At 38.1% G+C, this 15,407-nt stretch carries 11 protein-coding genes; 9 read left to right on the plus strand and 2 right to left on the minus strand.

Annotated elements, in window-relative coordinates:
- Positions 1–12: 12 nt before the first annotated feature.
- The 5 genes from RHP76_RS06915 (at position 13) to RHP76_RS06935 (ending at position 9,969) form a co-directional block, all read left to right on the plus strand.
- Positions 13–3,174 (plus strand): efflux RND transporter permease subunit, encoded by a 3,162-nt coding sequence (locus RHP76_RS06915; RefSeq protein WP_062671968.1) that lies wholly within the window; start codon positions 13–15, stop codon positions 3,172–3,174.
- Positions 3,167–4,636 (plus strand): TolC family protein, encoded by a 1,470-nt coding sequence (locus tag RHP76_RS06920; protein ID WP_311229807.1) that lies wholly within the window; start codon positions 3,167–3,169, stop codon positions 4,634–4,636. Before RHP76_RS06915 ends, RHP76_RS06920 begins: the two co-directional genes overlap by 8 nt.
- Positions 4,637–5,187: 551 nt before the next feature.
- A complete protein-coding gene (locus RHP76_RS06925; RefSeq protein WP_157885756.1) occupies positions 5,188–5,340 on the plus strand; it encodes a hypothetical protein in 153 nt (50 codons plus the stop codon).
- A gap of 191 nt (positions 5,341–5,531) precedes the next feature.
- Complete coding sequence (locus RHP76_RS06930) at positions 5,532–8,495, plus strand: SusC/RagA family TonB-linked outer membrane protein (RefSeq protein WP_311229808.1); 2,964 nt, start codon at positions 5,532–5,534, stop codon at positions 8,493–8,495.
- A 10-nt stretch (positions 8,496–8,505) separates the two neighbouring features.
- The gene (locus tag RHP76_RS06935; protein WP_311229809.1) at positions 8,506–9,969 is read left to right on the plus strand and encodes a RagB/SusD family nutrient uptake outer membrane protein; all 1,464 of its coding nucleotides are present in this window, start codon (positions 8,506–8,508) and stop codon (positions 9,967–9,969) included.
- Between the two features lie 324 nt (positions 9,970–10,293).
- Here the strand turns inward: RHP76_RS06935 and RHP76_RS06940 are convergent, their stop codons facing one another.
- On the minus strand, positions 10,294–10,806 hold the full coding sequence (locus RHP76_RS06940; RefSeq protein ID WP_120231738.1) for a hypothetical protein: 513 nt from the start codon (positions 10,804–10,806) through the stop codon (positions 10,294–10,296).
- A gap of 74 nt (positions 10,807–10,880) precedes the next feature.
- Positions 10,881–11,390, minus strand: coding sequence for a DUF305 domain-containing protein (locus RHP76_RS06945; protein ID WP_228432473.1), 510 nt, complete (start codon positions 11,388–11,390; stop codon positions 10,881–10,883).
- A gap of 174 nt (positions 11,391–11,564) precedes the next feature.
- Between RHP76_RS06945 and bla the strand changes: the two genes are divergently transcribed.
- From bla to RHP76_RS06965, 4 genes are all read left to right on the plus strand, one after another.
- Positions 11,565–12,455, plus strand: a complete 891-nt coding sequence (gene bla, locus RHP76_RS06950) for a class A beta-lactamase (protein ID WP_311229810.1) — start codon at positions 11,565–11,567, stop codon at positions 12,453–12,455.
- Positions 12,456–13,496 carry a serine hydrolase domain-containing protein gene (locus RHP76_RS06955; protein WP_311229811.1) on the plus strand — a complete coding sequence of 347 codons (1,041 nt, stop codon included), beginning with the start codon at positions 12,456–12,458 and terminating at the stop codon, positions 13,494–13,496.
- A 542-nt stretch (positions 13,497–14,038) separates the two neighbouring features.
- Positions 14,039–14,599: a hypothetical protein gene (locus RHP76_RS06960; protein ID WP_062671985.1), complete on the plus strand. Its 561-nt coding sequence runs from the start codon at positions 14,039–14,041 to the stop codon at positions 14,597–14,599.
- A gap of 80 nt (positions 14,600–14,679) precedes the next feature.
- Positions 14,680–15,375, plus strand: coding sequence for an ABC transporter ATP-binding protein (locus tag RHP76_RS06965; RefSeq protein ID WP_114821775.1), 696 nt, complete (start codon positions 14,680–14,682; stop codon positions 15,373–15,375).
- The last annotated feature ends 32 nt before the right edge of the window (positions 15,376–15,407 follow it).

A 15,407-nucleotide genomic window follows, 5' to 3' on the forward strand; every position in this document is an offset into this window, starting at 1 on the left:
AAAAGCAGCATTATGTTTAAAAAAGTAATACACCGACCGGTTTTCGCCATTGTGATATCGGTTGTGATCCTGTTTATGGGAGGGATTGCTATGAAGCAGCTTCCTACTGAACAGTTTCCAAAAATTGCCCCTACCACCGTAGCTGTTTCTATTGCTTATCCGGGAGCGAGTGCAGATGTATTGGTAAAATCATCTTTGATTACAATTGAAAATGCCATCAATGGAGTTCAGGGAATGCGTTATATCACCACCGATGCTACCAGTGCCGGGGAAGCTACGGTGAACGTTGTCTTTGATCCCGGAACCGATCCCAATGAAGCGGTAGTTCTGGTAAAGACCAGAGTGGATCAGGTAATGCCTTTATTACCGGAACTGGTACAGAAAGAAGGGGTTGTAGTAAACCCGATTCAGCCCAGTATGCTGATGTACGTGAACCTTTACAGCACGAATAAAAGTATGGATGAAAAATTCCTGTACAACTACTCTATGGTGAATATCATCCCGGAAATTAACCGTATCCACGGAATTGCAAAATCTCAGATTCTGGGAAGCCGAAGATATGCCATGCGTATCTGGCTGAACCCTGACCGTATGCGTGCTTATGACATCTCTGTAGATGAGGTGATGAAAGCTATCGGCGAACAAAGTATCATTGGACGCCCGGGGAGAATCGGGCAAAGTTCCGGTATTGCAGCACAGTCACTGGAATATGTACTGACTTATAAAGGACAATACAACAAACCGGAAGAGTATGAAAATATCATTGTACGTTCCAATGCCGAAGGAGAAAATGTAAAGCTAAAAGATATTGCCAAAGTAGAATTGGGAAGTGAATTCTTTGATATTTATTCCAATCTTGACGGACATCCTTCCGCATCTATCGTTTTAAAACAGAATTACGGAAGTAATGCCAATGACGTAATCAGAGATGTGAAAGCAAAACTGGCAGAAATGAAAGGGAACTTTCCTCCGGGAGTTGATTATAAAATCAGTTATGACGTTTCCCAATTCCTTGATGCTTCTATCGAACAGGTAATGCATACGTTGAGAGATGCGTTTATCCTTGTGGCCATCGTGGTTTTCATTTTCCTTGGTGACTGGCGTTCTACTTTGATTCCTATTATTGCCGTGCCGGTTTCTTTGATCGGAACATTCTTTGTGATCCAATTCTTTGGGTTAACCATCAACCTTGTTACTCTTTTTGCTTTGGTACTGGCCATCGGTATTGTGGTTGATAACGCGATTGTAGTGATAGAAGCCGTTCACGCCAAAATGGAAGACAGTAATATTTCGCCTTATAAAGCGGTAAAAGAAGTGATGGGTGAAATTGCCGGAGCTATTATTGCCATTACAGCCGTGATGGTAGCCGTATTCATTCCTATTTCATTTATGACAGGTCCGGTGGGAACTTTCTATCGTCAGTTTTCTATTACCATGGCAAGCTCTATTGTGATTTCTGCGGTAGTAGCCCTTACTCTGACTCCGGTTTTAGCTGCAATGCTATTGAAAAACCATCATGGAAAGCCTAAGAAAGTCAATATTTTCACCAAAGCTTTAGACTCTTTTAACAGCGGGTTTGATAAAATAACAGGAAAATATGCTTCATTCCTTAGAAAAATCGTAAGCCGAAAGGTGGTAACATGGGGAATTCTGATTGCTTTCTGTGCCGGAATTGTGATGATCAATAAAGTACTTCCTGGCGGGTTTATCCCGAATGAAGACCAGGGAACTATCTATGCTATTATCCAGACTCCTCCGGGTTCTACCCTTGAACAGACGAATAAGGTTTCCAGAACATTGCAGAAAATCTGTATGGGTGTAGACGGTGTGGAATCTGTATCATCACTGGCCGGATACGAAATCATGACGGAAGGCCGTGGTTCGAATGCAGGAACCTGTCTGATTAACCTTAAAAGCTGGAACGACCGTGATCATTCTGTGAAGGAGATCATGGAAGAACTGGAAGAAAAATCAAAAGATCTTGGAGCTACCATTGAGTTCTTTGAACCACCAGCTGTACCGGGATTCGGATCTTCGGGAGGTTTCTCTATGAGACTTCTGGATCTGAACAGAACGACAGATTATCAGGAATTTGATAAAGCCAATAAAGATTTCATCGCACAGCTTAAAAAGCGTAAGGAGCTTTCTGGAGTCTTCACCTTTTTTGCGGCTAATTATCCTCAGTATGAGCTGGTATTTGATAATAATGCAGCCATGCAGAAAGGAGTTTCTATCGGAAAAGCGATGGACAACCTCAACATTCTGATCGGTAGTACCTATGAACAGGGCTTTATCCGTTTCGGGCAGTTCTTCAAGGTGTATGTGCAGTCGTCTCCGGAATTCAGAAGGCTTCCTACGGATATTATGAACCTGTATGTGAAGAATGACCGTGATGAAATGGTTCCTTATTCAGCATTTATGACGATGAAAAAGACACAGGGACCGAACGAAATCACTCGTTACAACATGTACAATTCCGCAGCAATCCGTGGTCTTCCGGCTGCAGGCTATACAACGGCAGATGCTATTCAGGCCATCAATGAAACCGCGGCCAAAACACTTCCTCACGGATATAAAGTGGCATGGGAAGGATTGTCTTATGATGAGGCGCAACGTGGTAATGAAGCGATCTATGTATTCCTTGTTGTTTTGGTATTCGTGTATCTGGTTCTGGCGGCACAATATGAAAGTTTCCTGATTCCGTTTGCGGTACTTTGCTCTTTACCGGTTGGAGTTTTCGGATCTTTCTTATTATTAAAAGCAATGGGACTTGAAAATGACATCTATGCACAGGTTGGATTGATCATGATTATCGGATTACTGGGTAAAAACGCAGTACTTATTGTAGAATTTGCCGTGAAAAGACGTCAGGCAGGAGATTCTATTCTCGAAGCTGCCGTAGAAGGCTCCAAAGCCCGTTTCAGACCGATTCTGATGACTTCTTTTGCCTTTATTGCAGGATTGGTTCCGCTTGTTTTTGCAAGAGGTGCGGGAGCGATCGGAAACCATACCATTGGGGCATCTTCACTGGGAGGAATGCTGATAGGAACACTGTTCGGAGTGATTGTAATTCCGGGGCTTTACTACATATTTGCCAAGTGGTCTGATGGTAAAAAAATGATCAAAGACGAAGATGAATCTCCATTAAGCGAAGACATGATCCATTATGAATAAAAGAAAAATATATCAATATGCAGGTCTGGCAGTCGTCTTATTAAGCCTTACTGCCTGTAAACCTATAGAAATAGCACAGCGTGCTGAAAATAAAACCGTCCCTGAAAAATACGGTTCAGCAGAAAACGACACTATCAATACGGGAAAAATGAAGTGGAATGAATATTTCAGCGATCCGCATCTTCAGGAACTGATTACCCAGGCCCTTCAGAATAATCAGGAACTGAATATTGTCCTTCAGGAAATTGAAATGTCTAAAAATGAAATCAAAGCCAGGAAAGGGGAGTATCTTCCTTCTGTAGGTTTAAAAGCCGGAGCTGGTGTAGACAAAGTAAGCCGATACACCAATATCGGAGCCATGGAGGCCAATACTGAAATAGAGCCCGGCAAAGAAATGCCGGAACCTTTATTTGATTTTGGAGCAGGTGTTCAGGCACAGTGGGAAACGGATATCTGGGGAAAGCTGCATAATGCGACAAAAGCACAGGTACAGCGATATCTTGCCAGCATTGAAGGAAAGAACTTCATGACCACTCATCTTATTTCTGAAATTGCAGATTCTTATTATGAACTGTTGGCACTGGATAATGAGCTGGTTATTTTGAATCAGAATATTAAAATTCAGAATGATGCGTTGGATATTATCAAAGAGTTAAAAAAGAATGCGCGATCCAATGAACTGGCAGTACAGAGATTTGAAGCCCAGGTTCTGAAAACTCAGGGAATGCAGTATGACATTCAGCAGAAGATAGTTGAAACGGAGAACAGGATTAATTATCTGGTGGGAAGATTTCCACAACCCGTGGAAAGAAGTCAGAATTCTTTTGATTCTATTGTTCCGCAAGCGGTATATGGAGGAATTCCTTCTGAGTTACTGGAAAACCGTCCGGATATCAAACAGGCTGAATATGAACTGGCTGCTGCCAAGCTTGACATTAAAGTGGCCAAAGCAAGGTTCTACCCTTCTCTTGATCTTTCTGCAGGAGCAGGGTTACAGGCTTTTAATCCGTTGTATATCATCAAACCTCAGTCGTTTCTCTTTTCTCTTGCGGGAGAACTTACGGCACCATTGATCAACAGAAGAGCGATTAAAGCGGCTTATTATAATGCCAATGCCAAACAGATTCAGGCAGTATATCATTATGAGCAGACTGTTTTGGGAGCTTATATTGAGGTAGCCAATCAGTTGGCTAAAATTCATAATCTGGAAAGCAGTGTGAATATCAAAACGAAGGAAGTAAATGCTTTAACAAAGTCTATAGATATTTCCAACGACCTGTTCAAATATGCCCGTGCTGATTACATGGAAGTTTTACTGACTCAAAGGGATGCCCTGGAATCCAGGTTTGAGCTGGTAGAGAAGAAAGTGAACCAACTTAAAGCGAGTGTTGCTGTTTACAGAGCGCTTGGCGGTGGTTGGGATCAGGCTCCGTTGGCAGTTCCGGATATTAAGAAAGAATAAATCCATATTTTAATCTTGTTTTCATAAGAAGTCTATCGAAAGATAGGCTTCTTTTTTGTTATTACCGCAGATCTCACAGATTGACACAGAGGTTTGGGATAATTTTATATGATGATTGATCATTGATCATTTATCATTTATCACTTATAATTCAAATCATCCTTAGCCCTGATAGCAGCGGTTACCCCGCAGCAGAAAGTGGATTCAGCCAGGTGCGAGGAGTATGAGCGGATAGCAGGATGACGCTCCTGATCCTTATTCTCATGAAAATACAGCTATAAAATAAATAAAAAGTCTACAAAATAAATAGACTTATAATTTTAAATTTAATTCACACTTGAAAAATTAACTTTTTTATCATTTTTTAACATTTTCAAACATGGAATTAATTAATTAAAAATCAAATATTTACGATTCATAAATTTAATTCAAATCAATTAACCTACTAATTTAGTAGACTAATATGATTTATCTCATGCTCTTGTTTTATCTGGGTTCGTCATTTATTAGATAATTTTGACCCAGTTAAAAAAATCATAAACTTTATTCTCATGAATAAGAATACCTTTAATTCTTACCTATGCACCATTACGGTGGCAGCTTCTGCACAGCAAAATTGTTGTGGAATGTCTGCCCTTTCACAGCACAACTGCATTTCTCAAAACATGTGCTTTGATATGATGTGCATGATGATGATGTGCTAACTTTTTAAGAGATACATTCATTACTGTAGGAATTAAAGCCAAAGAGTTCAAGGCTTCTTTCATCCGGGTACCTCTCCTGTAATTTTACTATTCGTTTTATAACCTCCCTGAAAAAAGGAGGCGGAAAGTCACATTTTTTACCGGGAGATCAGCAGTAATACACAATTCAGTTTTAAACCTAGATTAATATAATGAAAAAGAAACAATGCAAGCTTGGTGTATTGGCCTTACTCCTGTTCGCGGAATATGGTTTTGCACAAAGCAAAGACAGTCTTTCCAAAGAAACTTCCATCAAAGAAGTGGTGGTGGTGGTGGTGGTAGCTTTTGGGAAGCAGAAAAAAGAAGAAATTACGGGATCTGTACAGTCGCTGAAGGCTAAAGATCTTTCTAATCTTCAAAACGGAAATATTCTTCAGGGAATTGGAGGAAAAGTAGCGGGAGTACAGGTGATTTCCTCAGGACAGCCGGGCTCTCAGCCGACCATCAGAATGAGAGGAATAGGCTCTATCAACGCGTCCAGTGATCCGTTAATTGTACTCGATGGCATTCCATACAGCGGAAACCTGAACAGTATTGCCGCATCGGATATTGAAAGTATCTCTTTTCTTGAAGATGCTTCTTCGAATGCTTTATACGGTTCCAGAGGGGCTAATGGTGTTATTATTGTGAACACCAAAAGAGGAAAAAGTAAAGGGGTGAGCGTTGAAGCTGATGTAAAAACAGGGGTTAACTTCAGGTCTATTGAAGATTATTCGGTTTATACTTCTCCTCAGGATTATTACACAGCTTATTACAACAGAGCAAGAATTGGTGAAATTGCAAGACTGAAACAGCCGGGAGCTGTTCCTTCAGGCCCTTCTCCTCATGATGTGGGACTTTCAGCGCTGACCAAACTGGGATATAATGTGTATAATGTTCCTTTTAATCAGCTGATTTCAAAAGCAGGCTCTTTCAATCCCGATGCGAAATTATTATATCAGGATGACTGGAAGAAACTGCTTTTCAGACCTGCTTTGCGAAGAGAAGCCACAGTAGGGATCAATGCCAATGGGGATCAGATAAAATCTTATACATCCCTTAATTATCTGGATGATAAAGGATATCTGATTTCTTCAGGTTTTGAAAGATTCGGGATCAGGTCAAATGTAGACTACGCTATCACTTCAAAACTGAAGCTGACCAGTGCTTTATCCTACACGTACAGCAAGCAGGATTTTGGTGAGGCCGGAGGTTTCTCCAACCCTTTCCAGTTTGCCCGAAATATTGCACCTTTCTATCCTGTTTTCTTAAGGGACAACAACTATCAGAGGCTTTATGACAGCTATGGAAATGCTTTATACGACTATGGAGACGGTCAGGGACCTAATGGTGCTACAAGATCTTATGCTGTATTTGAAAATCCTGTAGGCAATCTGCAAAAAAACAAATCGCAGACGGTAAGCAATGTGACCAATCTTAATCTTGGTTTAAATTATGAAATCATCAAAGGACTGGATTTTACCTATAATTTCGGTGCTTATCTCGAAAATAACAGAAACCTGCAGTTCGGAAATACGGAAGGTGGAACTTCATCTTCTGTAGGAGGAACCATTTCTCAAGGTTCTAATTTCAAATATACACTGAACCACCAGCAGTTGCTTACCTACCAGAAAAAACTGGGAAATCACAGCTTTAATCTTCTTGCAGGACATGAACTGAATAAGATAAAAGATAATGGATTCTCCGGATCAAAGCAGCAGCTTTTATTACCTGACTCACAAGCTTTTGATAATGCCGTGAAAATTACCGGTTTATCAGGAAGCGGTTATGAATATGCAGTAGAAGGCTATTTCACAAGGTTATTGTATAATTATGACGGGAAATATTTCTTTAATGCCAATATCCGTAGAGACGGTTCTTCTGTATTTTCTCCGGAGAGCAGATGGGGAAATTTCTACGGACTGGGACTGGCATGGAATATCGCAAAAGAAGATTTCCTTAAAGACAACAGCGTGATTAATTCTTTAAAATTAAAAGCTTCTTATGGCCAGCAGGGAAATGACAACATTCTTTTAGGCGGTTCCAGTAGAGATTATTATGCTTATCAGGATATCTACGGAATCAATAACTTCGGAAATGATAAACCTGTACTCTCTCTTAAAAAACAGGGAAATAAGGATCTGAAATGGGAAACCTCCAAAAACCTGAATGCCGGTTTTGAAATTTCACTTTTGAAAAACAGAATCAACCTGAATGCTGATTATTTTGAAAGGAAAGTTTCGGATATGATTTACACGCTTCCTCTTCCTCCCTCCAATGCAGGCTCCTATGTGAAGTATGGAAATATCGGAGATATGACCAACAGAGGTGTTCAGGCGAATGTCAATGTAGATATCCTTCGCGGTGATGAGTTCCAGTGGAGTTTTTATGCGAATGCCACTCACTATAAAAATAAGATTACCAGATTACCGGCTGAGCAAAGAAATACAGGACTTGTTTCAGGTTTATTTATCCTGAAAGAAGGTGGAGACCGTTACACCTATTTCCTAAAAGAATTTGCCGGAGTAAATCCTGAGAACGGTGATGCTTTATGGTATCGCACAACCATCAACCCAACTACCCAAAAGGAAGAAAGAACAGTGACCAATAATTATAAGGAAGCCACCGATTATAACACCGGAAAGTCTGCTATTCCAAAGGTATATGGAGGATTCGGAACAGATTTCAGCTTTAAAAGATTTAATCTGGCAGTGAATTTCGCTTACCAGTTCGGAGGCTATGGATATGATGATATTTACAGAAGCTTATTCCATTCTGACAGCTATGGTTCCAACTATTCAACAGATCTTGATAAAACCTGGACTCCGGAAAATCCAACGGCTGCCTTACCGAGAGTAGATCTTACCGCTACAAACCAGAACGGAAATTCAACACTGTATCTGATCAAATCGGATTATATCAGCCTTCAGGACGTAACCCTCTCCTATCAGCTTCCCGATGGTTTTGCACAACAGGCAGGCTTATCAGGTCTGAAAATCTATGTGACAGGAAACAACCTGTACCTATGGTCCAAGAGAAAAGGCTATGATCCGAGAGCTTCGCTGACGGGAGTTTCAGATTCGTACCGGTATTCTCTGTTGTCAAGCGTCTCTTTAGGCTTTAAACTTAACTTTTAAAAGAACAGGAATGAACACAATACAATACTTTATAACAGCTGTAACCCTAAGTTTTTTGGCTACCAGCTGTGCTAATGATCTCAATACGTTACCGGAAGGGGATATTTCCGGGGAGCAGCTCAATAACGATGCAAACAGTCCGGAAAAAATTCTGGGTGGAATCTATCTTGATCTTCGAAGCAATGGTGCAGGCGGTACCACCGTTCACTCAGATTTCGGAATCATGGGAATTAAAGCAGGTGCTGATCTGATGTCTAATGATGTGATCCAGTCTACCAACCAGCATTTAGGAATGTTTTATAATTATGAAGCCACCAATGCCAGTAATATTGCTTCTGAGATTGTATGGACTACGTTTTATGCAAGAATATTCGTAATCAACAAGCTGCTGGATGGTCTGGATAAAAATGCCAATGCAAAAAACAGAGCCATTGCAGGACAGCTGCTCGCTTTAAGAGCTTATTCCTACTTTTATCTGGTGCGTTTTTATGCCAATGATTATAACGGACATCAGTCTGAGCCTGGCCTTCCATTGGTTCTTACCGCAGCTAATCCAAGTCAGGGACTTCCGAGATCAACAGTTGCTGAGGTATATACGCAAATCAAAAAAGATATAGAAGAATCTGTAACGCTTTTGGATACTTACACCAGACCTTCCAGAGCCCAGATAGACCAAAGAACTGCTAAAGCTATTGCCGCAGAAGTATTTCTGGAAACAGGAGATTATATCAAAGCGACTAAATATGCTGAGGAAAGCAAGCAGGGAATTGCCCTGATGACCGAGGACGATTATACCAATACCGGATTTTCCAATATCAATAATCCTGAGGTAATATGGGGTTTTCATAATACCATTTCCACGATGAGTATCGGAAATTATTATGCTTCTTTCTTCTCCATGTTTGATAATACGAATGAAGGATATGCCGGAGCCGCACAGATCCGTAAGCTGATTGACAAGCGTCTTTATGAAGCCATTCCGGCAACGGATTACCGTAAAAAAGTATTCAATGGAAACCAGAATGCTGCATATACATTCAACGGAAAAACGAAGAATTATCCGCCTTACGTAAGCTGGAAGTTTAAAGATCCCACGCTTTTTGAAGGAGATTATATTTACATCAGAGCATCTTCACTATATTATATACAAGCGGAAGCTCTTGCCAGACAAGGAAGAGAAGCAGAAGCAAGACAGGTATTATTTGACATTACCTCCAAAAGAGATCAGGCTTACACATTATCTACGAAATCAGGCAGCGAGCTGATTAATGAAATTGTCCTACAAAAGAGAATAGAACTTTGGGGTGAAGGCTACGCCTGGTTTGATATGAAAAGACTTAATACTCCTTTAGAAAGAGTATACACCGGAACGAATCATACTTTTGGAAGATTCAACCTGACTCCTGATAAATTCAGATTCCAGATTCCTAATAAAGAGATTAATAATAACCCACAAATCAAACAGAATGAGTAGATAAACAGAAACAATTTTACATTCAAATATATTCAGTGACGAGGCGCCATTTACTTGTAAGTGGCGCCTTTTTTATTGACTAAGGTAAGTTGCTGATATATTTTTGACTTTTACTTGCTAAAAAACTTTGATTTTTTCGCGCCTTAAAATTATGCATAGAATTAAAAAGCTTTGCGTCTTTGCGTTTTCAAAAAACACAAATAATAAAGGTATAATTGAAAAACGTAAAGACGCAAATTCTATTAAGAAGACTGCTATAAGGCGCAAGAATTTTATCTGCGATAAAATTGAATACTGTTTATTTCAAAGCCTCTTACAGATTCTTTATTTTATAATAATATCAGACTTGTAATGATCTTTTACGAGTTCACCATTTTTATACAATCTCTGGTTAACCACTTTTCCCTTTTCATTAAAATAAAGCCACAACGCATTTTTTCTTCCTAAAGAATCCAGACGTCCCATTTCTTTCGGCATTTTGTTGTTATGAAGAATCTTAACAGGATACAATCCTTTCAGGTCTTTCAGGAAATCCACTTTTTCAGGGATCAGTTCAGAGTCATTCCCGATTTTGAAAATATATTTTTTCCCTTTGTCACTATTCAAAATCAGTTCATCACCTGATATCTTATATTTACCTTCTGAAAAAGGTGCTGTTAAGATTTGATCATAGCTTACAAGTTCTGTTTTTAAAAACTCAAAATTCCCATCTTTTATATAAAGTGAATAGCTTCCATTTCCCGATTCCAATTCAACATATTTAGGGTATTCTTTATCTTTTTTACAGGAAATAACGGAGAAATGAAGTACAAAAAAGCAGATAATTTTAATTTTCATACGAACTAAATTATTAAAATATCCTGAATAAAATAACAGTAGATCACCATTCTTGTTGTTTTCTGCCTCCTACTCTACCTTCTTTCCAACTCCTTAAGTTTTCTTTTCATCAGCTTAATTTCTGCAGATTGGGTTTTAAAAATATTTCTCTGAAGAATAATCAGTTGTGGATCGCTGAGGTGTACTTTTTCAGATATCAAAAGGGCAGCTGCATGATGAGGAATCATACTTTTTACAAACTGCCTGTCATCCACATTCACCTGTTCTCTGATTCCAAACCAGGAAAAAAGACTTGTCATCACTCCAATACTTACAATGATACAATTGAGTTTTCTGTTTCTATATCTCTTTCGCATAACCCATAATTCAATAAGTAACATGGCTGAAACCATCATAAGAGTCATGTATAAATTATTAATATTTGAAATAAAATTTCTCGGGTTGTCTATCATCGTGTACATAATGATGTACATAAAACAGAACATCATCAAAGCCATAAGTACAAATCGGCTGTACATTACAGAAGAATTAATTGAATGTTTTTTATCTTCTTTTAAAGAAGAGACTTCATTTTTATGCTTCATAATTTCCATAAGAGAGGGCACTGTAAATAATTATATAATTCAAAAACTTGTGATAAAAATAATACTATTTATCTGACAGATTTATGCTTATACTCATAATAATTGACGAAAATATTTTATTGTGTAATCAAAAAAAAATATATTTGGAAACCTAAAAATTAAGACCAAACTCACATGAAAAAAGGAATTATTTTCACATTCTTCGCTCTGTTATTCCACTTATCTCTTTTCTCTCAGGATTCTAAACTTCCGGATCTAAAAAAAACAATTGAATCCATTATCTCCAATAAAAAGGCAGATGTAGGAGTTTCAATTATTGATCCTTACCATAAAGAAAGAATACATATTAATAGCAATAAGCTTTATCCAATGCTCAGTACCGTAAAGTTTCCAATTGCATTAACGGTTCTGAACAAAATAGAAAAAGGTGAACTTTCTTTACAGCAAAAACTGCTCATTAAAAAAGAGGAATTATTGGAAGATACCTGGAGCCCATTCAGGAAAGAATATCCTGATGGTAATATAGAAATCAGTTTGGAAGAAGCTATAAAATGGATGGTTTCTTACAGTGACAATAATTTAACTGATATTTTGCTAAGGTTAATTGGCGGACCTGAGCCTGTACAACAATTCATCAATAGTAAAGATTTCATAATTAGGAACAATGAAGAAGATATGCATAAAGACTGGGAATCTCAATTTGTAAACAAAATAACACCCAATGAGACTACCAAACTGCTTGAGGCATTCAACAATGGAAAAATTCTCAACAAAAAACATACATTGTGGCTTTATAACGCCATGCTTAATAACACAACAGGAACAAAAAGGCTGAAGGGCAATTTGCCACAACATGTAAAAACAGCCCATAGAACAGGAACTTCCTTTACAAATAAAGAAGGAATGACGGGCGCTGTTAATGATTTTGGTATTATAGAAATTTCCGGTAAGAAAAAGTTCTACATCGCTGTTTTTATTCATGATACTTATGAAAAATTCGATGATGCGGAAGCTATTATTGCTGGTATCTCCAAAGCAGCCTATGAATATTACAACAAAAAATAAATGATGACCATAACAAAATTACTCTTCACAGGTGCAATTTCTACCCTGCTATCTATTAACGCGACAGCTCAGAGAAAAGACACTTATGCCCATAAAATTGACAGCATTATCACAGCTTCCAGCCCGATACAGTTCAACGGCGTTGTTTTGATTTCTCAAAAAGGGAAAATACAATATCTGAAATCCAACGGTTACAAGGATTTTGAAAAAAAAATTCCTTTGAAAACAGATGATCAGTTTGAAATCATGTCAAACTCCAAGCAGGTGACCGCTGTTTTGGTTCTACAGGCTGCCGAACAGGGAAAACTGGATCTTCATACTCCTATCAAAAAATATCTTCCCACTCTTACACAAACCTGGGCAGATACAGTAACAATCCATCATCTCCTGAACCATACTCACGGAATTACCAAACTGGAAAAACCCTCAGCTTTCAAAGCCGGTTCACAGTTTAAATATGGAAATCTCTCTTATATGATGCTTGGAGAAATTCTTAAAAATACCACAGGAAAAAGTTTCACAGAACTTGCCGGTTCTCTTTTTAAAAAACTAAGAATGGATCAGACTTTTGTTTATAACCCAAAGAATAATCAATCTCTCGTTCCCGGTTATATGAATGAAAACAATCAGTTTGAGAAAGTAAAAGAATCTTTTCTGAATGATGACATCGCTCCTGCCGCAGGAGTCATTTCCACCGTACAGGATCTGGCAAAATGGGATCAGGCATTATTTAAAGGTAAACTTCTCTCCCCGGAATTTCAGAAATTAATGATGACCCCTTCCACACGTTCTCAGCATGATGTATTTGGAAAAGAAAGCATGGGATTCGGGTACAATATAAGGTTCATCAAAGAATCAGGTCTGGATTATTTTGCTGTGACTGGCCTTGGCGATGGCTTCACCTGTCTTAACACCTACTTTCCTTCCACAGATACCACATTGATCATCCTTGAAAATCAGATGTCTGAAAACCGTGAATACTGGAGTTTCAAAGAAGCTGCAATAAAAAATGCTGTTCTGAAGGCTATAACTTCTAAGTAAACCACAAAAAGCTTTTAAAAAATATCCACCAAAGGCTTTTAAAACACACAGTATTTAATTTTATCTGCGATAAAATTAAATACTGCTTTCAACAATAATAAACTGATTGTCAACAAAAACCAGATCTCTGTTGGGAGAAGCTACAAACAAGAGTTTGATGCTTTTGTAGCCACTGTTTCTAAAAACAAACTGTTATAATTTCTCTAATTTTATTTCACAAAATTTCAATTTTACTATTTATTTTAAATTAATTTTTTAATTAAATCTTACGTAAAGGTTTTTCAAACTGTTTTTCAATACATTACATCCTTCCAACGATCAAAAACCTATCGCAAACAAGCATCGCAGCACTTTAATAAAAAAGAATTAATCTCATGGTTACCAAACTTTTATATAAACCATGAAATCCATAGCATCAGCAGATGATCACGTATCAATATTAAAAAAAAGTGTTACTTTTGCTTTAACGAATAAAATTGTTTTTTAGCTTTTTTATGAGTAAATTTATGTGCACCAAGTTATAAAACATTAAAATTCATTCCATGAGAAAAATAATTCTACTTATTACATGTATGTTCGGTATTTCAGTTTTCTCACAGATCAAAGTGTTGAAAAATGAAAGTTTGGTGGAAATTGGTAAAGATAATTCCGTTGGTCTCTATAAAAAGGAAGATAAATTTACAGTCAACTACCAGGATCTGAACACCAGCAACCTGAACACAATCCGCTCTTTTTCATTCCAGAATCTTAATGGTGATGTGGCCGGATTATATAAGCTTATTATGGATGGTTTTGTTACCACTCCAGAAGAAAATGTTGTATTGGAACTTCCCAATGACATCATAGAACTTCATTATGAAAAAAACTATGGTCAACAAACCATGCAGTTTATCCAGGTGATCAACAAAAACAGAAAGTACATTGGAAAATCACAGTTTTTAACCCAAAAACAGGTCGAAAAAATTTTTGGAAGAACCAATGGAAAGTATGCGATGTATGACAAACCGGCCACGATAAACCCAACGGGTAATAAGGGAACCACAAATACAGCCTCTACAGCAACTCCGGCATCAGGCGGAGCCAAGAAAAAATCAAGAAAATAATTATATTTTATAAATATTGCGAAACTCATTCTATCGGATGAGTTTTTTTATTTTATTTTTGCAGAAAGATAGTAAAACTTATGCCGCTTCAGATAATCAATTTAACCAAAAAATTTGGTGAACAGACTGCCCTTGACAACATCAACATTTCTATTGATAAAAATGAGATCATCGGTCTTCTTGGCCCAAACGGTGCCGGAAAATCTACCCTGATGAAATCTATTGTCGGTGCACTGAAAATTGATCAGGGAGAAATTATTTTCAATGGAATGAATATCTCAGACCATGAGATCGAAAGCAAAAAGAAAATCGGTTTTCTTCCTGAAAATAATCCGCTTTATCTGGAGATGTATGTGAAAGAATACCTTCAGTTTGTTGCCAACATCCACAAAATTTCTGAATCCAGGGTAGATGAGGTGATCGAACTGGTAGGAATTACTCCCGAAAAATCTAAAAAGATCGGCCAGTTATCTAAAGGATATAAACAGCGTGTAGGGCTTGCACAGGCCATTATTCATCAACCGGATTTACTGATTCTTGATGAGCCTACCAACGGTCTTGATCCTAACCAAATCATTGAAATCCGTAATGTGGTAAAAGAAATCGGACAGCAAAAGACTGTTTTACTTTCTACCCACATTATGCAGGAAGTGGAGGCGCTTTGCTCTAGAGTCATTCTGATCCATAAAGGAAATATTCTTCAGGACTGCCCTATTGATGAGTTTAAAGGTAAATTTGAAAGCCTGGAAGATGCTTTTGCAAGTTATACCGCATAAAAGTATGAGATCGCCCGAAAGTTTTTCGGGCG

The sequence above is a fragment of the Chryseobacterium sp. SG20098 genome, from assembly GCF_031844745.1.
Taxonomy (GTDB): Bacteria; Bacteroidota; Bacteroidia; order Flavobacteriales; family Weeksellaceae; genus Chryseobacterium; species Chryseobacterium cucumeris.